Here is a 24,423-nt window from a genome sequence, read left to right on the forward strand (position 1 = left end):
CATGAGTGATGAGCAGACCCGGCTGGCCGAGCTACGGGACCGGATTGACAGCCTTGATCAACAGATCATGGATCTGATCAGCGCCCGGGCAAGCTGTGCCCAGGAAGTGGCCCATGTAAAAATGGCTTCCCGGCCCGGCGACGATATCTTCTTCTACCGCCCGGAGCGGGAGGCTCAAGTACTGCGCCGTATCAAGGAGGCCAACCCCGGCCCACTGGCGGATGAGGAAATGGCGCGCCTGTTCCGGGAAATCATGTCTGCCTGCCTGGCGCTGGAGCAGCCCATGCGTATTGCCTTCCTGGGGCCTGCGGGCACTTTTACCCAGGCGGCGGCGCTCAAGCACTTTGGTCATTCGGTGATTTCCCAGCCCATGCCGGCCATTGACGCGGTGTTCCGTGAGGTGGAGTCCGGTGCCGCCCAGTACGGCGTGGTACCGGTGGAGAATTCCACCGAGGGTATGATCAACCACACCCTGGACATGTTTATCTCGTCGCCGCTCAAGATCTGTGGCGAGGTGCAGCTGCGTATCCATCATCATCTGATGAGCTCCCCGGGCAGTGGCAACCAGCCGCTAACCCGTATCTACTCCCATCAGCAGTCCTTTGCCCAGTGCCGGCAGTGGCTGGATGCGCACCAATACGGGGTAGAGCGGGTAACCGTGAGCAGCAACGCGGAAGCGGCCCGTCGCGCGGCGAGCGAGCCGGGTACCGCAGCCATCGCCGGTGACATGGCGGCCGAGCTGTATGGTCTTGAAATCATGGCCGGCAAGATCGAGGACCGGCCCGACAATACCACCCGTTTCCTGATTGTAGGTCGGGAGGCCGTGGGTCCCAGCGGGCAGGACAAGACCTCCATCCTGGTGTCCATGCGCAACCGCCCCGGCGCCCTGTATCAGTTGCTGGAGCCGTTTCACCGGGCCGGCATCAGCCTGACCAGGATCGAAACCCGGCCCTCACCCAGCGGCACCTGGGCCTATGTGTTCTACATTGATTTTGAAGGCCACATGGACGATGCCGCCATCAGCAAGCTGCTGGAGGATCTGGAAGAGGATGCCGTTGAACTCAAACGACTGGGGTCCTATCCCGCCGGAGTACTCTGACCGGCACAGGGCCGGTTGGAATCAGGATGCCCAGGGTACTGACCCGGAGGATTTGGACATGTCTATCGACTATCAGACGCTGGCGGTGGAGGGTGTGCAAAGCCTGACCCCCTATCAGCCAGGCAAGCCCATCGAGGAATTGGCGCGGGAGTATGGCCTGGCGCCGGACGAGATCGTCAAGCTGGCCAGTAACGAGAACCCGTTGGGCCCCAGTCCCGTAGCCCTTGAGGCGGCCCGGGAGGCGCTGGAAGAGATGTGCCGTTACCCGGACGGCAACGCCTTTGCCCTCAAGCAGGCCCTGGCCCGCTACCTGGAGGTGGCGCCGAGTCAGTTGACCCTGGGTAACGGTTCCAATGATGTCCTGGAAGTTATCGCCCGTTGCTTTGCCGGGCCGGGAACCGAAGTCATCTACTCACAGCATGCTTTCGCGGTATACCCTCTGGCCACCCTGGCCATTGGTGCCAGCGGCGTGGAAGTGCCCGCGAAGAACTGGGGGCATGACCTGGATGCCATGGCCGATGCGGTCACCGACCAGACCCGCCTGATCTTCGTGGCCAATCCCAATAATCCCACCGGTACCGTGGAAGGGGAGGCTGCCATCCGGGCGTTTCTCGACAAGGTGCCGCCCCGTGTGCTGGTGGTGCTGGATGAAGCCTACTGCGAATATCTTCACGGCTCAGACGACGAGGTGGATGGTATTGGTCTGCTGCAGCAATACCGCAACCTGATCGTTACCCGTACCTTCTCCAAGGCCTGGGGGCTGGCCGCTCTGCGGGTGGGTTATGCCGTATCGTCGCCGTCCATCGCGGATATCCTGAACCGGGTACGTCAACCGTTCAACGTGGATACCGTTGCCCAGGCTGCTGCCACGGCGGTACTGGGTGACCAGGACTACCTGGAGCGCTCCCGGGAAGTGAACCGTCTGGGGCTCCAGCAGCTTGAGGCAGGCTTCTCAGAGCTGGGGCTGGAGTGGATTCCCTCCGCCGGTAACTTTGTTGCGGTGGACGTGGGCGACAAGGCCCAGGACGTGTTTGAAGGTCTGCTGGAGCAGGGCGTTATCGTCCGTCCGGTGGCGGGCTACGGCATGCCCCGTCACCTGCGGGTGACCGTGGGGCTACCCGAGGAAAACGAGCGTTTCCTCCGGGCCCTGGCGCGGACGCTGGCCAACCATGGAGCCTGAGGTGTCAGCACCATCAGCCCGGGTAATGCCGTTGTTTGATCGTATGGCCGTTATCGGCCTTGGCCTGATAGGTGGTTCCCTGGCCCGTGCCGCCCGGGAGTCCGGGTTGGTCGGTCAGGTCCTGGCTGCTGACCGCAGTGAGGACGAGCTGGCCCGGGGCACCGAACTGGGCGTTATCGACGGCTACGGCCCCATAGAGGAGGTTGTATCCGGCGCAGATCTGGTCGTGGTCGCGGTTCCGGTGCGTGCCACCCATGAGGTGCTGGAACAGATCCGGCCTTTCCTTGCACCGGGTGTGGTGCTCACGGATGTGGGTAGTACCAAGGGCAGTTTCGTGGCGGCTTTGCACGAAGTGCTGGGCGGGTGGTCGCCCAGGGTCATACCTGGCCACCCCATCGCCGGTTCCGAAAAAAACGGCGTTAGCGCGGCACGGGCCGATTTGTTTGCCGACCATAAGGTCATCCTGACGCCGCCGGAGGATGTCGATGCCGACGCCCTGGCCAGACTGACCTCCTTGTGGCAGGGCTGTGGCGCCACAGTACTCACCATGTCGGTGGCACGTCATGATGAAGTACTGGCTGCCACCAGTCATTTGCCCCATCTTATAGCGTTTTCCCTGGTGGATACCCTGGCCGGGGAGGATCAGAACATGGAAATCTTCCGTTATGCGGCGGGGGGCTTCCGGGACTTCACCCGTATTGCCGCCAGTGACCCGGTTATGTGGCACGATATCTTTCTGTCCAACCGGGAGGCTGTGCTACGGGTGATTGATCATTTCAATGACGATCTGGCGCAGTTGCGTGACGCCATCGATACACAGGATGGCGACTCGCTGCTACGGGTTTTCAGTCGTGCCAGAGCGGCACGTAACCACTTTTCCAAAATGCTTTCAGGGCAGGCCTACGTGACAGATATGAGTCAGAAACCGGTGAGGTTCCGGCTTCAGCCGGGTGGCAGTGTGACCGGAGACATCCGGGTGCCGGGAGACAAATCCATCTCCCATCGTTCCATCATGCTGGGGGCGCTGGCCGACGGCATCACCGAAGTGGAAGGCTTTCTGGAGGGCGAGGACAGCCTGGCCACCCTGCAGGCGTTCCGGGATATGGGCGTGACCATCGAGGGACCTGAAAACGGTCATGTACGTATCCATGGTGTTGGCATGACGGGCCTACAGGCACCCCGTGGCCCCCTTTACCTGGGCAACTCCGGTACCGCCATGCGCCTGTTTACCGGGTTGCTGGCAGCGCAGCCTTTTGATTCCGAGTTGACCGGTGATGCCAGCCTGTCCCGCCGGCCCATGGGCCGGGTGGCCGACCCGCTGCGGGCCATGGGTGCGGTGATCGACACGGGTGAGGGCGGAACACCGCCTCTTAGAATCCGGGGCGGGCAGAAGCTGTCCGGCATTCACTACGACATGCCGGTGGCCAGCGCCCAGGTGAAATCCTGCCTGTTACTGGCGGGGCTCTATGCCGACGGCATGACTTCCGTGCATGAGCCGGCGCCCACCCGGGATCATACCGAGCGCATGCTGGAAGGTTTCGGTTATCACGTTCACCGGAATGCCGCCACCGCCAGTGTTAACGGTGGCGGCAGGCTCACCGCAGGCGCGATCGATGTGCCTGCGGACATCTCCTCCGCGGCCTTCTTCCTGGTGGCCGCCAGTATCGCCGAGGGCTCGGACCTGACCCTTCGCCACGTGGGCATGAACCCGACCCGCACCGGGGTGATCAATATCCTGAAGCTGATGGGCGCGGACATCGAGGTCTCCAGCCAACGTGAAATTGGCGGTGAGCCGGTGGCAGACCTGCGGGTGCGCAGTGCACCGCTGCGGGGCATCGATATTCCCGAGGATCAGGTGCCCCTGGCCATTGACGAGTTCCCGGTGCTTTTCGTCGCCGCTACCTGTGCCGAGGGCCGGACGGTTCTTCATGGCGCTGAAGAGCTGAGGGTGAAGGAGAGCGACCGCATCCAGGTGATGGCGGATGGCCTGAGGGCCGTCGGAGTGGAAACCACCGTAACCCCTGACGGTATTGTTATCGATGGTGGCCAGACCATTGGCGGCGGGGTGGTGGACAGCCATGGCGATCATCGCATTGCCATGGCCTTCGCGGTGGCCTCCCTGCGTGCCACCGGCGAGATTCAGGTCAATGATTGCGCCAATGTGGCGACCTCGTTTCCCGGCTTTGTCGAGCTTGCCCGGCAAACCGGCATCCGCATCGATGCCCAGGAGGAACAATAATGCAGTCCGTTTCCGACAACACCGTGCCGGTGGTCACCGTGGACGGTCCGGGCGGTTCCGGCAAGGGCACCATTACCCAGATGCTGGCCCGCCGGCTTGGCTGGCACCTGCTGGACAGTGGTGCCCTGTACCGGCTGACGGCACTGGCCGCCCTGCGACAGGGGGTCGCCCTGGACGACGAGCCCGCTCTGGTCAATGTGGCAGCAGGGCTTGATGTGACATTCGAGCCGACCCCGGAAGGGGAGCCCGTACGCGTGATCCTTGATGGCGAAGACGTCACCCGGGACATCCGTACCGAGCGCACCGGCGACGGCGCCTCCCGGGTGGCGGTGATCCAGGCGGTGCGGGATGCCCTGTTGCAGCGCCAGCGTGACTTCCGCAAGGCTCCCGGGCTGGTGGCCGATGGCCGTGATATGGGTACGGTGGTCTTTCCTGACGCACCGGTGAAGGTGTTCCTGACCGCCAGCGCCGAGGAAAGGGCACAACGGCGCTATCTCCAGTTGAAGGAGTCCGGTGCTGATGTTAATATTGACCATCTTTTAGACGAGATCCGGGCTCGTGATGAACGGGACATGAACCGTTCCGCAGCCCCGCTTAAACCTGCAGAAGATGCGCAAGTCATTGACTCTACGGGTTTAAGTATCGAAGAGGTGCTATCAAAGGTTATGGCCCTGATGGGTCAGGCCTGATTGCACCTTTTTGCTATTTCTGTTGTATATCCGAGCAGTTTACGGCGGAGATAGCGGTTTAAGGATCCGGCAATGGTGTGAATGCCAGCCCCTTGCCATGACCGGGTTTTTGCTAACAGACCGTGCTGCTGGCCGTGCGGATGAAACTTGCGTTGAATACATAGGACACATAATGAGCGAGAGCTTTGCTGATCTTTTCGAAGAAAGCCTGAAAGAAATTGACATGCAACCAGGTTCCATCGTCCAGGGAACCGTGGTGGATATCGACAACGACTGGGTCACCGTTAACGCCGGGCTGAAGTCCGAAGGCGTTATCCCCGCCTCCCAGTTCCTGAACGAAAAAGGCGAGTTGGAAATTGCTATCGGCGATGTTGTCGATGTAGCTCTCGACGCGGTCGAGGACGGTTTCGGTGAAACCCGTCTGTCCCGCGAAAAGGCCAAGCGCGCCGAAGCCTGGAAGGTACTGGAAAAGTCCTTCGAGGCCGAAGAAGTTGTCAAGGGCATGATCAATGGCAAGGTCAAGGGTGGTTTCACCGTCGACCTCTCCGGTATCCGTGCCTTCCTGCCGGGCTCCCTGGTAGATGTTCGTCCGGTTCGCGATACCGCGCACCTGGAGAACAAGGAACTGGAATTCAAGGTTATCAAGCTGGACCAGAAGCGTAACAACGTGGTGGTTTCCCGCCGCGCCGTTCTGGAAGCTGAAAACAGTGCCGAGCGTGAAGCGCTGCTGGAAACCCTGACCGAAGGCATGACCCTGCAGGGTATCGTCAAGAACCTGACCGACTACGGCGCGTTCGTGGATCTGGGTGGCGTTGACGGCCTGCTGCACATCACCGACATGGCCTGGAAGCGTATCAAGCATCCGAGCGAAATTGTTAACGTTGGCGACGAGATCACCGTCAAGGTTCTCAAGTTCGACCGTGAGCGCAACCGTGTATCCCTGGGTCTGAAGCAGCTGGGTGAAGATCCCTGGGTTGATATCAAGGGTCGTTATCCGGAAGGTACCAAGGTTACCGCCCGCGTCACCAACCTGACTGACTACGGCTGTTTTGCCGAGCTGGAAGAGGGTGTTGAAGGTCTGGTACACGTGTCCGAAATGGACTGGACCAACAAGAACATCCATCCGTCCAAAGTCGTTCAGGTAGGCGACGAAATCGAAGTCATGATTCTGGACATCGACGAAGAGCGTCGTCGTATCTCCCTGGGCATCAAGCAGTGCATCCCCAACCCCTGGGAAGAGTTCTCCGCGAACTTCAACAAGGGCGACAAGGTATCCGGCAAGATCAAGTCCATCACTGACTTTGGTATCTTTATCGGTCTGGATGGCGGCATCGACGGTCTGGTTCACCTGTCCGACATCAGCTGGAACGAAACTGGCGAAGAAGCCGTTCGCGAGTACAAGAAGGGTGATGAGGTTGAAACCGTTATCCTGTCTGTTGATCCCGAGCGTGAGCGTATCTCCCTGGGCATCAAGCAGCTCGAGAGCGATCCGTTTGCCGAGTTTGTACAGCTGAACGACAAGGGCTCCATCGTCCGCGGTACCGTGTCTGCGGTAGACGCCAAGGCGGCCACGATCGCTCTGAACGAGGAGGTTGAAGCCGTACTGAAGGCCTCCGAGATCAGCCGCGACAAGGTGGAAGATGCCCGTAACGTGCTGAAGGAAGGTGAAGAGGTTGAAGCGAAGATTATCAGCATCGATCGCAAGAACCGTGTTATCAACCTGTCCGTGAAGTCCAAGGACGTGGAAGATGACAAGCAGGCGCTGGAAGGCGTCCGCGCGAAAGCAGCTGACAGTTCCAATGCGACCACCATTGGTGATCTCATCAAGGAACAGATGCAGCAGCAGAACGCCAACAAAGAGTGATTAAATCCTCTTGAAGGCAAAAAAACGGGCTCTAAGGGCCCGTTTTTTTTGTCTTTTTTTCAGTATTAGCTAAACTGGGAATGTCCCTGCCTGTTGCCCAATTCATTGGTCGGGTTAGCTGGAACCCGGTTGATCAGGGCGGGTGGGATCAGGAAGCTGAACGGCGGGCTTCGTAATAAAAATGAAAAGGGATGGGCCTCATGACAAAGTCTGAACTGGTCGAACTGATTGCTTCGAAGCAGACTCAGCTGTCTGTGAAAGACGTGGAACTGGCAGTAAAAACGATTATCGAGCACATGTCGCAATCACTGGCGGACGGGCAGCGGATAGAGATTCGCGGATTTGGCAGTTTTTCCCTCCATTATCGGGCGGCAAGGACTGGCCGGAACCCGAAAACCGGAGAGGCGGTTCAATTACCGGCAAAGTTTGTTCCACACTTCAAGCCGGGCAAAGAGCTACGTGAGCAGGTCAATGACAGCATGAAAAAGGGCTTTTGACGGTTTTCTCTCTTGCTTTACGTGTGGCAAGCCACCCGAACCCCGAATTCGGGTACAATTGGTGTGGTTCGATTTGAATTCCCAATACCTGGAGCAGGGGTGCTATGGCAGGGTTTCAGAAGATTATTCTCCTTCTGGTTGTGATACTGGTTGCCGTTGCGGTGCTGGTGTTTTCCATGAACAACCAGATGGCCGTCTCCCTCAATTTCCTGTTCTTCGAAACCCAGCCCAGGGGCGTTGCCGTCTGGCTGATTCTTGGTTTCATATTCGGCCTGCTCCTCGGGGTGGTCCTCACTCTTATGGCAACCGTCCGTGTTTCCGTTTCACGGCGCCAGCTACGTAAGCGCCTGGACAAGGCCGAGCGGGCCCTGGAACAAAACAGAGCCCCTGATGACCGGGCGATCTGATGGATATGCTGTTTCAGTGGCTGCTACTGACAGCGGCCGTTGCCGCTGGCTGGTTTATCGGGCGTTATTTTCGTTCGGATCAGGGCACTGTGCGGGACATCTCGGACGAGACCTCTGTCCGCGAGCGGCTTCAGTTCCTGTTTACCAACTACTCTGACCAGGCCGTTGAAAACTTTGTCCAGTCTCTGGCTGTCAACAAGGACACGGTTGGCCTCCACCTGTCCATCGGCGCTCATTTCCGCCACAAGGGCGAAACCGACCGGGCCATTCTGATCCACCAGAACCTTCTTGCCCGTCCGGAGTTACCCGGACACTTTTCGCCCCAGGTCACGTTCGAGCTGGCCCGGGATTACCTGGCGGCTGGCCTTCTGGACCGTGCCGAGGCGCTGTTTCATCAGCTGATGGATGACCGTGACTATGGCGAGCGCGCCGCCCGTCAGCTGATCGAGCTGTACCAACAGGAGCGGGAGTGGGGCAAGGCCGCTCAGGTGGCCCGCACTCTGATGAAGGGGACCCTGGATCCTCAGTTGGCACGTCAATTGGCCTACATCACCTGTGAGCTGGCGAATGAAAGTCTGCAGAAGGATGACCGTTGGGGTGCCCAGAAGCAGGCTCGCGAGGCCCTGGCCATCGACCCTGACTGTGTCCGCGCCAGCTTTATTCTGTCGAATCTGCAGGCCCGTCAGGGCAATTACCGCGAGGCGGCCAGCATCTGCCTGAAGGTGTTTGAGCAGAATCCCGAGTTCGGACCCGAGGCCATTGATCGTTTCATGAAGCTGGAGCGGGCCCACGGTGATGTGGGCCGTAATGTGAAGAAACTTCGCAAGCTCTATGAACTGCACCAGGGCGCCAGCCTGTTACTGGCGCTGGCGGAAGCGGTAGAGCAATCCTCCGGCCGTCAGGCGGCCATTGATCTGCTGAGGCGTGAACTTGAGGCCAGGCCCAGTGTCCGTGGTTTGCTGAGACTGGTGGAGCTTTCCGGTTACGAGCGCGGGCTGGCGACGGGCGAGGGGCGTCTGGTCAGCCGTATCGGCCAGCTGATCCTTACCAATCGCCCTGTCTACCGTTGCGTGAACTGCGGTTTCTCCGGCCAGCAGCTGCACTGGTTGTGTCCCAGCTGCAAGGAGTGGGAGACGGTCCGTCCGATTCAGGGAGTGGAGGCAGAGTAGGGCGTTTTCTGCCATAATCCCCGCCCCCACCGGAGTTTTCCACCGTTCGGACAAAGGAGCCCTTGATGACCGCTGCCCTCGGCCCCCGCATTGTCGTTGCCCTCGATTTTCCTTCTGAAGCCCCGGCCCTGGCCCTGGTGGACACCCTGGACCCGACTCTGTGCCGCCTGAAGGTAGGCAAGGAGCTGTTTACCCGCTGCGGTCCGGAGCTTGTGCGCAAGCTGCAAGACCGGGGTTTTGAGGTGTTCCTGGATCTGAAATTCCATGATATTCCCAACACGACATCAGCTGCTGTGGCGGCTGCGGCGGAGCTGGGTGTGTGGATGGTGAACGTCCACGCCTCCGGTGGCGAGAAGATGATGTTGGCCTGTCGGGAGCGGCTGGAAGCCTTTGGTGAAGATCGTCCGCTGCTGATTGCGGTAACGGTGCTGACCAGTATGGGCGCTGATGACCTGGCAGGTATCGGTATCTCGGGCTCACCGGCGGATCAGGTAAGCCGCCTTGCAACGCTGACCCGCAACTGTGGTCTGGATGGGGTGGTGTGTTCGGCTCAGGAGGCGCCGGTTCTCAAGCGTGAGCAGGGTGCGGATTTCAGGCTGGTCACACCGGGGATCCGGCCTGCAACGGCAGAGCGTGGGGATCAGCAGCGTGTTATGACGCCTGCTGAGGCTGTTGCTGCTGGTAGCGACTATCTGGTGGTTGGTCGGCCTGTTACCCAGGCTGCTGATCCTTTGGCTTCATTGCAGGCTATCGTTTCTGAGATTTCCTGAATTCTGGTGTTGGATCTCGTAGCCTGCTTTTCGGTGCCATGCGGGCCAGGTCGAGACCCTTTTCCGGGGGACGCCCGGCAAGTACGTCCCTGTAGGGCTTGACGAAAACCGTCCCTGGTTTTCGACACCCCCGGAAAAGGGTCTCAACTTGCCCCTTGCGAACCCTCGGTGATAACGCCTTGGGAAGTCGTCTTCAATAACTCTTCTGACATCGTTCTTGTCACTTTACTTGGGAATTCCTCCTTCCCTTGAGAAGGTTTTCCATAGCGATATCTGTAAGGTCCGAGCAGGACAGGTTGAGAACACTTTCCGGGAGCGTCGGCAGCCAGGGATGGCTGCCGTCGAGCCCTACATGGACGTACTTGCGGGGCGTCTCCCGGAAAGTGTTCTCAACCTGGCCGAGTCTGGCACCATATTGGAAGGCTGCAAGGCCGAACTCCATAAAAAACAGACAATAAAAAAGCCGCGTCTGAATAATCAGAGGCGGCTTTCCGGAATAATGGCTCCCCGAGCTGGGCTCGAACCAGCGACAAACGGATTAACAGTCCGTTGCTCTACCAACTGAGCTATCGGGGAACAGTCGATGTCGACGAGGCGCGTATATTAAAGAGCCGTTACCACCCCGTCAACCTTTTCAGCGGACTTTTTGGTGACCCCCGAGGAACCCCTCAGCTGCCACCGGTCAAACCGCAATAACGATCAGGACAGCGCCTTCTTCAGGCGGGCCACCGCTTCCTTCAGCACATCCATGCCGGTGGCAAAGCTCAGACGCATATGGCCCGGAGTGCCAAAGGCCGACCCCGGTACCAGAGCAACGCCGGCGCCCTTGAGCAGGACTTCCGCCATTTCCACATCGGTGGTCACATTCGGGGTCTTTTCGATGGCGCCCTTGAAGCTCGGGAACACATAGAAAGTGCCGTCGCCCTCCAGGCATTCGACACCCGGAATCTCGTTCAGCGCCTTCACCAGATAATCGTGCCGCTCCCGGAACGCCTTGACCATCTCGCCCACGCAGGCCTGATCACCTTCCAGCGCTGCCAGGGCTGCAGCCTGGGAGATAGACGCCGGGTTGGAGGTGCTCTGGGACTGGATCTTCTTCATGGCGCCGATGATCTTCGCCGGGCCCGCGGCATAGCCGATACGCCAGCCGGTCATGGAGTAGGCCTTGGAGACACCGTTGAGCACGAACGTACGGTCGTAAAGCTCCGGCGTGGCATTGAGAATGTTGCAGAACTCGTGACCAGTCCACAGGATCGGTTCGTACATGTCGTCGGTGGCGATCATGATATCCGGGTGCTTCTTCAGCACCTCGCCAATGGCCTGCAGTTCCTCCAGGGAATAGGCCATGCCGCTGGGGTTGGACGGGCTGTTGATCACAAACAGCCGGGTGCGGTCGGTGATCGCGTCTTCCAGTTGCTTGGGGGTGATCTTGAAACGGGTGTCGGCACTGGTCTCGAGGATCACCGGCTTGCCTTCCGCCACCAGCACCATGTCCGGATACGAAACCCAGAAGGGGGCCGGGATAATGGCTTCGTCACCGGGGTTCAGTGTGGCAAGTGCCAGGTTGAAAAAGCTCTGTTTGCCGCCACTTGATACCAGTATCTGGTTGGGCTCGTAGTCCAGACCATTGTCCCGCTTGAACTTGGCAATGATCGCTTTCTTCAGGGCGGGAGTACCATCCACGGCGGTGTATTTGGTCTGACCATTACGGATCGCCTCAATGGCGGCTTCCTTGATGTGATCAGGGGTATCGAAATCCGGCTCCCCGGCGCCCAGGCCGATGATGTCCTGGCCGGCTGCTTTCAGCTCGGCGGCCTTGTTGGTAACGGCAAGGGTGGGGGATGGCTTGATGGCCTGTACACGGGTGGAAAGTTGAAGGTCCAAACTTGCGCTCCTTAAAGATGCGTCTGAGAGGGCTGCAGCGGTGGTAAGCGGGCCTTACTCCGCTTACACGAGCTGTTTAACCCATGGATGTTACCATGAGAGTTTGGCAACGATAAGTTTCCCGCGAGGGTGGAGGTAATTCAGTGCCCAGGTTCAGAGTGGATTCTCCCTATCAGCCAGCCGGCGATCAGCCTGCCGCGATTGAGGGGCTGGTGGATGGTATCGAGTCGGGGCTGGCCCACCAGACCCTGCTCGGGGTAACGGGATCCGGCAAGACGTTCACCGTTGCCAAGACGGTGGAGAGAATCCAGCGCCCCACCATCGTGATGGCTCATAACAAGACCCTGGCGGCGCAGCTTTACGGGGAGTTCCGGGAGTTTTTCCCGGACAATGCCGTGGAGTATTTTGTCTCCTACTACGACTATTACCAGCCGGAAGCCTATGTGCCGTCCTCCGATACCTTCATTGAGAAGGACGCCTCGGTGAACGAACACATCGAACAGATGCGGCTGTCCGCCACCAAGGCGCTGCTGGAGCGGGACGATGCCATTATCGTGGCCACGGTGTCCTCCATCTACGGCCTGGGTGATCCCCAGTCCTATCTCAAGATGATGCTGCACCTGGATCGTGGCGACGAGGTCGACCAGCGCACCATCCTCCATCGTCTGGCGGAACTGCAATATACCCGCAACGACGTGGAGTTCCACCGGGCCAACTACCGGGTGCGGGGGGACGTGATCGACGTGTTCCCGGCGGAATCCGAGAAGGAGGCCATCCGTATCGAACTGTTCGATGACGAGGTGGAAAACCTCAGTTACTTCGATCCGCTGACCGGGGAAGTACTGCGACGGGTGCCCCGCGTCACCATCTACCCCAAGACCCACTACGTAACGCCCCGGGAAACCGTGCTCGGGGCCATCGAGCACATCAAGGTGGAGCTGGACGAGCGCCTCAAGCAACTGCGGGACAACAACCGCCTGGTGGAAGCCCAGCGACTGGAAGAGCGCACCCGCTACGACATCGAGATGATGCTGGAACTGGGCTACTGCAACGGCATCGAGAACTACAGCCGCTACCTGTCGGGGCGGAATCCCGGGGAGGCGCCGCCTACGCTGTTTGACTACATTCCCCCTGACGCGCTGCTGGTGGTGGATGAGTCCCACGTGACCATTCCCCAGATCGGTGCCATGTACAAGGGTGACCGCTCCCGCAAGGAAACTCTGGTAGAGTACGGCTTCCGGCTGCCATCGGCGCTGGATAACCGGCCCATGCGTTTTGACGAGTGGGAGCGGATTGCCCCCCAGATGATCTTTGTGTCGGCAACGCCATCGAAATACGAAGCAGAACACGCCGGCCAGGTCGTGGAGCAGGTAGTGCGTCCCACCGGGCTGCTGGATCCGGAAATCGAGGTTCGTCCTGCCTCCAATCAGGTGGACGACCTGCTGGGCGAGATTCACGACCGGGTGGCGGTCAACGAGCGGGTGCTGGTCACCACGCTGACCAAACGCATGGCGGAGGACCTCACCGATTTCCTGATGGAGCACGACGTGCGGGTTCGCTACCTGCATTCGGACATCGACACCGTCGAGCGGGTGGAGATCATCCGCGACCTGCGCCGGGGCGAGTTCGATGTGCTGGTGGGTATTAACCTGCTGCGGGAAGGACTGGACATGCCAGAGGTCTCCCTGGTGACCATTCTGGATGCGGACAAGGAAGGCTTCCTGCGGTCCGAACGGTCCCTGATCCAGACCATAGGCCGGGCCGCCCGAAACATACACGGCAAGGCCATCCTCTATGGCGATGTAATTACCGGCTCCATGCAGAAGGCGATCGACGAAACCGCCCGCCGTCGCGCCAAGCAGCAGGAGTTCAACGAGGAACACGGCATTACGCCCCAGGGTCTGAACAAGAAGATCGCCGATATCATGGAGGGTGCCCAGGGTGGCGGCCGCGGCCGTCGTCGCGCCGAAAGACCGGGCCAGAAAGCCGCCGAAGAGGCGGAACACTATCAGGTCAAGGCCAAGGGCCGATCGCCCGAGGAACTGCTCAAGGAAATTACCCGGCTGGAGGACGACATGTACAAGGCTGCCTCTGATCTGGACTTCGAGGCCGCCGCCCGGCTTCGGGATGAAATTTCCGAACTCAAGGAGGCAGCGGTGCGCCTGGGATAATGGCGCCATCGTAATCTTGCATTCCTGTCAATCACTTGTCAGTCTTGAATGACAGCCCCGGCAGCATGTCATGGGCTGACTTCCCTGATCCCTCAAACAGCCAGACGGAAGACCATGAGTAACCTCAAGCGCACGCTTTTCTGGATGACCCTGTTCCTGGCAGTGGTAGTGGCGGTTTGTGCCGCGCTCTACCGGCCACTGCAGACGGCCTTTATGGCCAACTGGGTATTCAACCTGTTGATTGTACTGGTACTGCTGATCGGTATCGTATTGACCTACCGACAGGTGCTGGTGCTGCGGCCGGAGCTGCGCTGGGTGGCCCAGTTCCGCACCGGCCACTCCGGACTTTCCGTGCTTGAGGAGCCCCGCCTGCTCAAGCCCCTGGCCCGGCAGCTGGGGGAGGACGCCAAGCGAGACCAGTTCACCCTGTCCACCATGTCATTGCGAACGGTGCTCGATGGCATCCATAGCCGCATGGACGAGCAGCGGGAAATCACCCGTTATTTCATCAGCCTGCTGGTGTTCCTGGGCCTGCTGGGTACTTTCTGGGGCCTGCTTGGCACCATCAACGCCGTGGGCGCCGTGATCACCGGGCTGGACATGGGGCAGGAGGACTTCGGAAAGGTCTTCGGGGATCTGCAGGCCGGTCTGCTGGAGCCGCTGCAAGGCATGGGCACCGCCTTCAGTTCCTCCCTGCTCGGGCTGGGCGGTTCACTCATTCTCGGCTTCCTGGATATACAGGCCGGCCACGCCCAGAACCGCTTCTATGACAGTCTGGAAGAGTGGCTCACCGGTGTTACCAACCTGGTGGATGCCGCAGACGGTGGCGATGAGAGCAGCGCGGCCCAGCGCGAGGAACTCCGGCGGGTGTTGGCAGAGAACCAGGACCTCAAAGACCAGTTGTCCGACAGGGAGCAATAATATGGTGGCTTCCGGGAGCAACGCGCCATGATCGGCTCTCGCCGCCGCGCCCGTTCGCCCATCAACATCTGGCCGGGCTTCGTGGACGCCCTGTCGGCGCTGTTGATGCTGGTCATCTTCATGTTGCTGGTGTACGTGGTCAGCCAGCTTTACCTGTCCCAGACCCTGTCGGACAGGGACTCGGAGCTTGCCCGTCTCAATAGCCGGCTGGCGGAGATTTCCGCCATGCTTGGTCTGGAAGAAGACCGCAACGACGCCCTGACACAGGAAATGCAGCGGGTCCAGCAGCAGCTTGGCGAATCCCTGGCGCTGAATGATCAGTTGGAGGTGGAGCTGGAAGAAACCCGGGAGCAGGCCATGGGCCGGCAGAATGACCTGGAGGCGGCTCTGGACCAGGAAGAGCGCCTGGCGGCCAGTCAGCGCGCGCTGCTGCAGCAATTGTCGGATCGTATCGGCGCGTTGCAGACCCAGCTTCGGCAAATCACCGCAGCGCTGGAGCTTCAGGAAGAACTGACCGCAGAAAAAGAGGCGGAGCTGGAGGAAGTCGGCCGACGGCTCAATACCCTGCTGGCGGAGCGGGTTAACCAGTTACAACAGTATCAGTCCGAGTTCTTTGGTCGTCTGCGGGAAATTCTGCAGGATAACGAAAATATCCGGGTGGTGGGGGATCGCTTCCTGCTGCCCTCGGAACTGCTGTTTGCCTCCGGGTCCGCCAGTCTCGGACCATCCGGTCAGCAGGAACTGGACAAACTGGCTCAGGTGCTGCTGGAGGTCGTGGAAAAGATTCCGGACGACATCGACTGGATCCTGCGGATCGATGGCCATACCGACCGTATTCCCATCAATACACCGGCCTTCCCTTCCAACTGGGAGCTGTCCACGGCCCGTGCCGTGGCGGTGGTACGTTACCTGGCGGAGCAGGGTGTCCCGCAAGACCGCATGGCAGCGGCCGGGTTCGGTGAGTTTTTCCCGGTGGCCGAGGGTTCCTCCGAGGAGGCCCTGAGGAAGAACCGTCGTATCGAGATCAAGCTGACCGACCGCTAACGCGCAACCTCCTGGGCGGTTCTTTTCGGGCCGACAATCACCGCCGCTTGTAGCGGCTGATTGCGCCCGTACCGGGACATGCGGTCGAACACCTTGCGGTCCACCGGCACATACTGCTTGTCGGCAATGGTCTCGCCGTCCTCCACGTCCACCTCGGGGTCGTGGAGGTACACGAACTGGTCGTCCACGGCACAGACCGTGACCCAGTGAGGCACGCGGCTGCGGTTGAGCTGCCAGGTGCTGATCAGGATCACCGGTACCTGCCCCCTGAGCAGCGCCCGCTCGAGCTCTTCCAGGGTCAGGGGGTCATGGTGCAGTTCGATGCCAGTCTCGCCGATATCCTGCAGGAACCCTTCGTGCACAAGCTCCAGTACCCGTTTCTTGTCGTTGCTGCGGACGGTTTCCCGGAACAGCGGGCCCTCCTGGCTGACCCAGGCGATGGCCTCGAAGCCGCGCTTCCAGGCGGCCAGCGCCAGCCCGTGGGGGCCACAGCCCCCGTGCCCGGCGAGCATGAAAATGGTGGTGGCTTCCCGCCACATTCGCAGTTCTTCCAGCGTGGTCATCGGTTGCCCGTCGTGCACTGCCGCCATGGCCATGATCAGTGACGCCGGCCCGCAGGTGAAATCCGTGGTCTGGGGGTAGTAGGGCACTTCAGGAAACCGCCCCTGAGGCTCGTAAAACAGGATGCGCCGCTCGAACCGCAGGGCATCGGCATGATCCTCGTAATAGTCCCGCAGGGTACCGAACTCCCGGTAGCCCAGCCGACGATACAGCGCAATGGCGCCGTGGTTGTCGGTACGCACTTCCAGCCGCATGATGATCCGGTCTGCCTCCGCCGCCTGCTGTTCCGATTCGTGGATCAGGGCCTCGCCCAGACCACGGCCACGCATTTCCGGTGCCACGGCGATGGAGTAGATCCGCGCCAGGCGGGTATTCGCCTTCATCAGCACCAGGCTGTAACCCACCAGTTCGCCTTCGGCCTCCGCCAGGATGACCCGGTCCCGGGGCATGTCGATGAACCGCCGGAAACTGCGACGGGAGATACGGTCGTCGTCGAAGCATCGGTTTTCAAGGCTTACCAGGGCATCGGTATCGGCCAGGGTGGCGTTGCGAAAGGTCAGGTCAGCCATATCGGTTAACAGCTCGGACTGTGGATGGTGGTGGCGCGACGATTATGGGCCACGGCAACGCCCGGGAATAGCGTTCGCCCATGCGTAAAATCACGCACATGGTGGCAATTGTGGTCCGCTTTGTCTGGCTATACTGTAGCGCGATTCCGGCAAGTCTGTGGCCGGTCACCCTGTTTGGCCGGAGGGCCTTCATGTCACGTCTGCTGCTTGTGGTTGACCATGCCCGGGACTGGGCACCCTATTATCCCAGCGAGGATCTGCTGACCTTCGATCAGTACCTGCAGTTTTCCGCCCCGGCCCACAGCCGGGTACGGGTGATCAATCTGTGTCAGAGCGCCCGCTACCTGAGCCGGGGATATTACTGTTCACTGCTGGCGGAGGCCCGCGGTCACCATGTCGTGCCTTCGGTGATGACGCTCAATGACCTGGGGCGCAAGGGGCTGTTCTCGCTGCAGCTGGAGGAGCTGGACCCGTCGGTGATCCAGTGGCTGGATGGCGCCGCGCCGGTGGAAACCGGCAGCAAGGGTGGTCGCAGCATCCGGGTCAGTACGTTTTTCGGGCAGGCGGAGGTGCCGGAACTCAAGCCCGTGGCCCGGGCGCTGTTCGATCGCTTTCCCTGTCCGATCCTGTCGGTGGAATTCCGCCACCGCCGGGGCAAGGGCTGGCAGATCGAGTCCATGAAACCGGCGGCACCGGCTGACCTGACGGAGCCGCAGCAGGACCTGTTTGCCGCTGCTCTGGACAGGTTCAGCAGTGTGGTCTGGCGCAAACCCCGGACCCGTCGCCGCTACCGGTTTGATCTGGCCATGTTGGTCAACCCGGAGGAAGAAATGCCACCCAGCGACCAGGTGGCACTGGCGCGTTTCGAAAAGGCCGGGCGCAAGCTGGGCATCAATGTGGAACAGATCGGACGCCGGGACTACATGCGCCTGCCGGAGTATGATGGCCTGTTCATCCGGGAAACCACGGCGATCGATCATCACACCTATCGCTTTGCCCGCAAGGCGGAAGCGGAAGGTCTGGTGGTGATTGATGACCCGGTGTCGATCCTGCGTTGCACCAACAAGGTGTTCCTCGCGGACCTGCTGCGGACCAACCGGGTACCGACGCCGAAGACACTGATCCTGTCGAAGGACCAGAAGGATGCTGTGGCTCAGGTAGTCGAGCAGCTTGGTTTTCCCGCAGTGGTGAAAATCCCCGACGGCGCTTTTTCCCGGGGCGTGCTAAAAGCGAAGGACGAAAAGGAGTTGAAGGAAGCCCTGAAAACCCTGTTTCGCCAGTCTGCCCTGGTGCTGGCCCAGGAATACCTGTACACCGATTACGACTGGCGCATCGGGGTGCTCGGTGGGCGGGCGATCTACGCCTGCAAGTACTACATGGTGAAAGGGCACTGGCAGATCTACCAGCATGGCGAGGCCAGGCAGGTGGACAGCGGCGACTTTGATACCCTGCCCACCTACGAGGTGCCCCGCAATGTGGTGCAGGCGGCGCTGAACGCCACCCGGCTGATCGGTAACGGCCTGTATGGCGTGGACATCAAGCAGTCGGGCAATCGCGTGGCGGTGATCGAGGTGAACGACAACCCCAGTATTGATTCCGGTGTTGAGGATCGTTTCCTGGGTGGGGAACTCTACACCCTGGTGATGCAGGAATTCCTGACCCTGATGGAGGCGAAGCGGCGTTAGGCTATCATTTTCCAACCGGTTGCCAGAGTTTCAGGCTCGCCAGCCAGGATGGGTGCCCGAGCCTGTCCATGACAACGTCGTGGGAGGGGATCGCGTGCCCTGGCTCGTCAACGAAAATCTCCACATAGAGCTGGTTGTCCAGGTAGTGAAGGCGCAGGTGATGCCGGACCCGGGCCAGTTCCGGCAGATGCTCGCGGAACAGCTCGTGGACTTCGCGGCGGGCTGGCAGCTGCTCGCTGGTGATGATGCCCTGCTGGTCGTTTTCGGCATCGATATGGAAGTTGATATCGCGGATCTGTGGTTGTGCCTCGCGCAGGCGACGAACAACCTGCATACCGATCTGGTGGCCTTCCGATACGCTGATTTCCGGTTTCACCACCAGATGTATGTCCACCAGGATGTCACTGCCCATCCGGCGGCTGCGAAGGTCATGCACATCGCGAACCCCCTCGGTACCGCAAGCGACGGCCCTCAGGCGATGGGTATCCTCGTTCGAGAGCCCGGTGTCCACCAGTTCCCGCACACTGCTCCAGGCAAACTGAAAGCCGACATGGGCAATGATGACGGCAATGATCACCGCGGCCACCGCATCCAGCCATGGGAAGCCTGCCATCGCACCGACCGCGCCAACCAGCACAACAATGGAGGAAAATGCATCCGTGCGACTGTGCCAGGCATTGGCGATAATAAGATCGGAGCGGATACGTTCACCCACCTTTCTGGTGTAGCGGAAGATCCATTCCTTGCTTGCCACCGATAGCAGGGCAACGACCAGTACCGGCCAGCCCGGAACGGCCAGTTCTCCGGAGGCAATGATCCGCCAGAGGTTATCCCAAGCCAGCGCCCCGCCGATGGCAATCAGGAAGCTGCCAAGAATCATGGTGCCGAGGGTTTCGAAGCGCTGGTGCCCATAGGGGTGGTCCGAATCCGGTTCACGCCGGGACACCTTCATTACCGCCAGCACCACCAGGTCGGACGCCACGTCGGTAAATGAGTGGATACCATCCACAAACAGGGCCTGGGAATGAAACAGCCAGCCACCGATGCATTTCAGCAGTCCCAGCACCGCATCCAGTACCATGCCGATAATGGTGACGCGGGAGGCGGCGCGGAATTCCCCATCGAGTCGATGCTGGTGGCTGGACGACATGTAAACTCCTGTAAAAGGGTCCCGGCAATGTGTTCCGGATCACAGACCTGTGTTTGTTTTATGCACAAGAGGTGGGCGTTACCAGTGCATGACGAAATCTTAGCCTAACCGTCTGTTTTTTGCTTTGACATCTATAAATAACTGAAAATAAAGACAAATATAACTGTACAAAAAATGATCAATTTGCAGGGGGCGGCTTGAGCCAAGGGATCTGATCGGTTGAAAGGGGATTTTCAACAGGGTTATCCACAGAAATCGTGGAAAAGGTCACAAGACCTTCACCATACAGTCATTTAGGTGACACCAGTATGCAACAGAAGCGACTGTGGAAAAGTTCCGCTATACTCGCAGCTCGTTTTTGGGGCGCGAAATAGTACCGGAGGTTTCCAGCTGTTCACGCTCTTTGGTTGTTTTTGACGACGCCAGGTACATTCAGGATCACAAATGTATACGCTACTTCGCAAGATACTGTTCGCTTTGCCACCGGAAACCGCCCATCGGGTTGCCCTGACCGGTCTTGATCTGGCGGCGGGCAGTGGGCTGCTGAAGCCACTGGTTCCGCCCCCCGCGGATCTGCCGGTAAACGTAATGGGGCTGGACTTCCCCAACCCGGTGGGCCTGGCGGCAGGGCTCGACAAGAACGCCGACCACCTGCAGGGGCTGGGTGCCCTGGGCTTCGGCTTTATCGAGGTGGGCACGGTGACGCCACAGCCGCAACCGGGCAATCCGGCACCGCGCATGTTCCGGCTGCCGGAGCACGAGGCCATCATCAATCGTATGGGCTTCAACAACGAGGGCCTTGACCATCTGGTCGGTAAAGTGGCGAACCGTCGCTATTCCGGTGTGCTGGGCATCAACGTGGGCAAGAACAAGATAACGCCGGCGGAAGAGGCGGAGGCCGACTACCGTAAGGGCATTGCCGGGGTCTATGACCACGCCGACTATATTACCGTTAATGTATCCTCGCCCAACACACCGGGGCTGAGGGACCTGCAGTTTGGTGACTCCCTGAAACGGCTTCTGGAGGCTATCAAGCAGGAGCAACGGAATCTGCATGGCCAAAGCGGCCGCTATGTTCCGGTGGCGGTGAAAATTGCACCGGACATGGACGACCAGGAAATCGTGTTTGTTGCCAACGCTCTGCGGGAGGCCGGAATCGACGGCGTAGTCGCCACCAACACCACGGTTTCCCGGGACCTGGTCAAGGGGCATCCCCATGGCGAACAAGCCGGTGGGCTCAGTGGGAAACCGGTGCGTGAGGCCTCACTGAGGGTTATCCGGGGGCTTTATCAGGAGCTGGGCGAGGACATCCCCATCATCGGCGTAGGAGGGATCAGTGACGGTGAGAGTGCGGCCGAGAAGATCCGTGCTGGAGCAAAGCTGGTTCAGATCTATACCGGCTTCATCTACCGTGGTCCCGGACTGATCGGGGAAGCCGTGGAAGCAATCCGGGTGCTGCGTGATCAGGCGAGCCGAGAAGGGATCAGGCAGGGAGCAGAAAAAGAAAGGGCCCGCTGAGCGGGCCCGTGCGGGGAATAAACCCCGTGGCGACATAACGGCTTTCTATTTTCGGGTCGGGTGGACCCGATTTGAGTTTCCGGCGTTTGTTGGAGGGGAGCCGGTGCGCCCCTGTACTAAAGCCAGATTTTCAATATGTTTTCGTCGTCTCGTCGACGACCCTGGAAGTTCTGGTTTTGTGTCCGCCTGAAAGCGGCTTGTCTCTGGTGTTGCTCGAAAAAACGTCCAGTAGAGACACTCTTCCAGCCCGGAGCACGCGGGGTATTTCTGATCAGGGTAACCTTCAGGTCGTTCCGTTGGCGGCGAGCCTGTGAATACCGGAAACGCCGGTCATGCCCTCCCAGTTGTCGGTGCGTCCTTCCCGCCAGCCATTGAGCCACTCCTGTCGGGATTCTGGCTGATCCAGCGGGCAGCTGTCCTTGGATTTACCGGACACGCCGGCCTGATATCCCCGCTTGAATGCGCGAGCGTACATGTCTCTTTTCTGTCTTTTCATGCTGTTCCTCACCTACATGGATTTACAGAACAAGCGTGTACACGTCTGTCGTTGCTGGCTTTCGAAACCCCTTTAAAAACAAATCATTGTTGATTTGTGGGCTTTCGGTCCCGCACTGACAGTCAGGATCCTGAGACGGGGAACCCTTTCGGTTTTCCCCTTGTTTGACGCGTCAATTACACCCTATGACGAATGCGGCAACCGAGTACAGTATTTATTTCATCTATATGACCCGATCTTTATGTTTATGTGAAATAACCCGCTGTCGGTTACCATGCGCTACCTTGAAAACAGGCGCGCTGGCGCCGGGTCGACTTTCCGGAGGTTTCCGTGGCTGAGCACTATGAGTATTTCGTAACCTGTCCCCGGGGGATCGACGGTCTCCTGCAGGATGAACTGGAGTCTTTTGGCCTGAAGCCCCTGAAGACAGCGCCCGCCGGCGTGTGGGTGCAGGGCGGCCTGGCAGAGGGCTATCGCGCCTGTCTGTGGTCGCGCCTGGCGAACCGGGTGCTTTTGCACCTGGCAACCGTGGATGCGCGCTCCAACGAAGCCCTGTATCAGGGCGTCTACGATATTCCCTGGGAAGATCATCTGAAAGTGGACGGCAAGTTCCGGGTGATGTTCGCCGGCACCAATGAACTGATCCGCAATACCCAGTATGGCGGCCAGAAAGTGAAGGACGCCGTGGTCGACCGGTTGCGGGGCAAGGGCACCGTCCGCCCCAGCGTGGATTCGAAGGACCCGGATATCACCCTGTCAGCACGCCTGCATCGGGGGCAGATGGAGCTGGCCATCGACCTGAGCGGCGACAGTCTTCACATGCGGGGCTACCGGACCGAGAAGGGTATTGCCCCAGTGCGCGAGAACCTGGCGTCGGCGCTGCTGTTGCGGTCCGGATGGCCGAAGATCGCGGATAATGGCGGTGATTTTATCGACCCCATGTGTGGCTCAGGCACGCTGGTGATCGAAGCCGCCCTGATGGCCCTGGACCAGGCGCCTGGCCGGTTACGCCCGCGATTTGGCTTCGAGCGCTGGCTGGGGCACCAGCCGGAGCTCTGGCTGGAACTGCGTCAAGAGGCGGAACGCCGGGCCTGGGAAGGCAAGCAGGGCCGGCTTCCCCGCTTTACCGGTTATGACCAGGACAGTCGGGTGATCGCTACCGCCTGGCGCAACATCGCCCGCGCCGGGCTGGAGGGGCTGGTGCATGTAGAAGCGCGACCGGTGGAGGATTTCCACCGTGACAACGAGTGGGGCAACGAAGGGCTGGTGCTGGTCAATCCGCCCTACGGTGAGCGCCTGAGCGACCGCAAGGAACTGGGTGTGCTCTACCAGCAACTGGGGGAGCGTGTCCGTGAACATCTGCCTGGCTGGCGCCTGGGGGTATTTACCGGCGTGCCGGAACTGGGCCACGCCATCGGCCTGCGCAGTCACCGCCAGTACCGTCTCTTCAACGGCAAGCTGCCGGCCCAGCTGTTGTTGTTTGAGATCAATGACGACAATACGGTACGACCCAGGGATGTGACGCCTCCGGGAGAGGTTCGGGCGAAGATCAGCCACCCGGAGCGGGCGCAGATGCTGGAGAACCGGCTGAAAAAGAACCTGAAAACCCTGGGCCAATGGGCCCGCAAGCAGAACATCCAGTGTTACCGGCTTTATGATGCGGACATGCCGGAGTTTGCCCTGGCCATCGATGTCTATGGCGACCATGTGCACGTGCAGGAGTATGCGGCGCCGAAATCCATCGATGAGAAGAGTGCGCAGGAGCGTCTGTCGGAGGCCATGGCGGTCATTCCGGAGGTGCTGGGTGTGCCGGTGGACCGGGTGATCTGCAAACAGCGTCAGCGCCAGACTGGCACCCGCCAGTACGAGAAGCAGGATGCCAGTGGCGAGTTCATGGAGGTGGATGAGCTGGGCAGCCGCCTGAAGGTGAACCTGCGGGACTATCTGGACACCGGCCTGTTTCTGGACCACCGCCCGGTTCGTCGCTGGATTCGCGACCATGCCCGCAACAAGCGCTTCCTGAACCTGTTCTGCTATACCGGCGCGGCCACGGTGCAGGCAGTAGCCGGGGGCGCCAGCCGTTCGCTGAGCCTGGACATGTCCAACACTTACGTGGAATGGGCCCGGGACAATCTGGCGCTGAACGGCGCTGATCCGGACAGGCACCGTGTAGAGCCGGCCGATTGCGTGAAGTGGCTGGCGGACAAACCGTCGGCGGACCAGCGTTTCGATCTGATTTTCATGGACCCGCCAACGTTTTCCAACTCGGCGCGGATGCGGGGCGTGCTGGATGTCCAGCGGGACCACGGCATGCTGATCCGTCAGGCGATGGCGAGGCTGACCGGTGACGGCTTGCTGATTTTTTCCACCAATTTCCGTCGTTTCAAGCTGGATGAGGATCTGGGCGAGCTCTATGAGCTGGAGGACGTCACGGCGTCAACGCTGGACCGGGATTTTCAGCGTAACAGCCGGATACACCAGTGCTGGCATATCCAGCACAAGGCCTGACC

General features: G+C 60.1%; 19 protein-coding genes and 1 tRNA gene. 15 read left to right on the forward strand and 5 right to left on the reverse strand.

The window, feature by feature from the left end; genetic code table 11:
* Window position 1 precedes the first annotated feature (1 nt).
* From pheA to pyrF, 9 genes are all read left to right on the forward strand, one after another.
* Window positions 2-1,099 carry a prephenate dehydratase gene (gene pheA, locus IE079_RS05090; RefSeq protein ID WP_189573786.1) on the forward strand — a complete coding sequence of 366 codons (1,098 nt, stop codon included), beginning with the start codon at window positions 2-4 and terminating at the stop codon, window positions 1,097-1,099.
* Window positions 1,100-1,157: 58 nt separating this feature from the next.
* Window positions 1,158-2,279 (forward strand): histidinol-phosphate transaminase, encoded by a 1,122-nt coding sequence (gene hisC, locus IE079_RS05095; RefSeq protein WP_189573789.1) that lies wholly within the window; start codon window positions 1,158-1,160, stop codon window positions 2,277-2,279.
* Window positions 2,269-4,518 carry a bifunctional prephenate dehydrogenase/3-phosphoshikimate 1-carboxyvinyltransferase gene (locus tag IE079_RS05100; RefSeq protein ID WP_373296178.1) on the forward strand — a complete coding sequence of 750 codons (2,250 nt, stop codon included), beginning with the start codon at window positions 2,269-2,271 and terminating at the stop codon, window positions 4,516-4,518. The genes hisC and IE079_RS05100 overlap by 11 nt, the downstream gene beginning before the upstream one ends.
* On the forward strand, window positions 4,518-5,207 hold the full coding sequence (cmk, locus tag IE079_RS05105; protein WP_189573792.1) for a (d)CMP kinase: 690 nt from the start codon (window positions 4,518-4,520) through the stop codon (window positions 5,205-5,207). Before IE079_RS05100 ends, cmk begins: the two co-directional genes overlap by 1 nt.
* Before the next feature lie 172 nt (window positions 5,208-5,379).
* Window positions 5,380-7,071, forward strand: a complete 1,692-nt coding sequence (rpsA, locus tag IE079_RS05110; RefSeq protein WP_189573794.1) for a 30S ribosomal protein S1 — start codon at window positions 5,380-5,382, stop codon at window positions 7,069-7,071.
* 200 nt (window positions 7,072-7,271) lie between these two features.
* On the forward strand, window positions 7,272-7,568 hold the full coding sequence (locus tag IE079_RS05115; RefSeq protein ID WP_189573796.1) for an integration host factor subunit beta: 297 nt from the start codon (window positions 7,272-7,274) through the stop codon (window positions 7,566-7,568).
* A gap of 104 nt (window positions 7,569-7,672) precedes the next feature.
* A complete protein-coding gene (locus IE079_RS05120; RefSeq protein WP_189573798.1) occupies window positions 7,673-7,975 on the forward strand; it encodes a lipopolysaccharide assembly protein LapA domain-containing protein in 303 nt (100 codons plus the stop codon).
* Window positions 7,975-9,144 (forward strand): lipopolysaccharide assembly protein LapB, encoded by a 1,170-nt coding sequence (lapB, locus tag IE079_RS05125; RefSeq protein WP_189573800.1) that lies wholly within the window; start codon window positions 7,975-7,977, stop codon window positions 9,142-9,144. The genes IE079_RS05120 and lapB overlap by 1 nt, the downstream gene beginning before the upstream one ends.
* A 65-nt stretch (window positions 9,145-9,209) precedes the next feature.
* Window positions 9,210-9,914, forward strand: coding sequence for an orotidine-5'-phosphate decarboxylase (gene pyrF, locus IE079_RS05130; protein ID WP_189573802.1), 705 nt, complete (start codon window positions 9,210-9,212; stop codon window positions 9,912-9,914).
* A gap of 500 nt (window positions 9,915-10,414) precedes the next feature.
* On the opposite strand, the gene IE079_RS05135 is transcribed toward pyrF, so the two are convergent.
* Window positions 10,415-10,490, reverse strand: a tRNA-Asn gene (locus IE079_RS05135).
* A gap of 123 nt (window positions 10,491-10,613) precedes the next feature.
* Window positions 10,614-11,798 carry a pyridoxal phosphate-dependent aminotransferase gene (locus IE079_RS05140; protein WP_189573806.1) on the reverse strand — a complete coding sequence of 395 codons (1,185 nt, stop codon included), beginning with the start codon at window positions 11,796-11,798 and terminating at the stop codon, window positions 10,614-10,616.
* Window positions 11,799-11,941: 143 nt separating this feature from the next.
* On the opposite strand from IE079_RS05140, the gene uvrB reads away from it, so the two are divergent.
* The 3 genes from uvrB (at window position 11,942) to IE079_RS05155 (ending at window position 15,934) form a co-directional block, all read left to right on the forward strand.
* Window positions 11,942-13,969, forward strand: coding sequence for an excinuclease ABC subunit UvrB (uvrB, locus tag IE079_RS05145; protein ID WP_189573809.1), 2,028 nt, complete (start codon window positions 11,942-11,944; stop codon window positions 13,967-13,969).
* Between the two features lie 114 nt (window positions 13,970-14,083).
* Window positions 14,084-14,890 carry a hypothetical protein gene (locus IE079_RS05150; RefSeq protein WP_227712327.1) on the forward strand — a complete coding sequence of 269 codons (807 nt, stop codon included), beginning with the start codon at window positions 14,084-14,086 and terminating at the stop codon, window positions 14,888-14,890.
* Window positions 14,891-14,917: 27 nt separating this feature from the next.
* Window positions 14,918-15,934 carry a peptidoglycan -binding protein gene (locus IE079_RS05155; RefSeq protein ID WP_189573812.1) on the forward strand — a complete coding sequence of 339 codons (1,017 nt, stop codon included), beginning with the start codon at window positions 14,918-14,920 and terminating at the stop codon, window positions 15,932-15,934.
* On the opposite strand, the gene rimI is transcribed toward IE079_RS05155, so the two are convergent.
* Entirely contained in the window at window positions 15,931-17,064 is a 1,134-nt protein-coding gene (gene rimI / locus IE079_RS05160) for a ribosomal protein S18-alanine N-acetyltransferase (RefSeq protein ID WP_189573816.1), read from the reverse strand. The genes IE079_RS05155 and rimI overlap by 4 nt on opposite strands.
* Window positions 17,065-17,255: 191 nt before the next feature.
* Between rimI and IE079_RS05165 the strand changes: the two genes are divergently transcribed.
* Complete coding sequence (locus IE079_RS05165; protein WP_189574682.1) at window positions 17,256-18,749, forward strand: RimK family ATP-grasp domain-containing protein; 1,494 nt, start codon at window positions 17,256-17,258, stop codon at window positions 18,747-18,749.
* Between the two features lie 4 nt (window positions 18,750-18,753).
* Here the strand turns inward: IE079_RS05165 and IE079_RS05170 are convergent, their stop codons facing one another.
* The gene (locus IE079_RS05170; protein WP_189573818.1) at window positions 18,754-19,899 is read right to left on the reverse strand and encodes a cation diffusion facilitator family transporter; all 1,146 of its coding nucleotides are present in this window, start codon (window positions 19,897-19,899) and stop codon (window positions 18,754-18,756) included.
* 444 nt (window positions 19,900-20,343) lie between these two features.
* Between IE079_RS05170 and IE079_RS05175 the strand changes: the two genes are divergently transcribed.
* The gene (locus IE079_RS05175) at window positions 20,344-21,417 is read left to right on the forward strand and encodes a quinone-dependent dihydroorotate dehydrogenase (protein WP_189573822.1); all 1,074 of its coding nucleotides are present in this window, start codon (window positions 20,344-20,346) and stop codon (window positions 21,415-21,417) included.
* Window positions 21,418-21,700: 283 nt separating this feature from the next.
* On the opposite strand, the gene rmf is transcribed toward IE079_RS05175, so the two are convergent.
* Window positions 21,701-21,913: a ribosome modulation factor gene (gene rmf, locus IE079_RS05180; protein ID WP_189573825.1), complete on the reverse strand. Its 213-nt coding sequence runs from the start codon at window positions 21,911-21,913 to the stop codon at window positions 21,701-21,703.
* 330 nt (window positions 21,914-22,243) lie between these two features.
* Here rmf and rlmKL point away from each other — a divergent pair, with 330 nt between their 5' ends.
* A complete protein-coding gene (gene rlmKL, locus IE079_RS05185) occupies window positions 22,244-24,421 on the forward strand; it encodes a bifunctional 23S rRNA (guanine(2069)-N(7))-methyltransferase RlmK/23S rRNA (guanine(2445)-N(2))-methyltransferase RlmL (protein WP_189573853.1) in 2,178 nt (725 codons plus the stop codon).
* The last annotated feature ends 2 nt before the right edge of the window (window positions 24,422-24,423 follow it).

This window comes from Marinobacter zhanjiangensis (genome assembly GCF_014651935.1).
GTDB classification, from domain to species: Bacteria; Pseudomonadota; Gammaproteobacteria; order Pseudomonadales; family Oleiphilaceae; genus Marinobacter; species Marinobacter zhanjiangensis.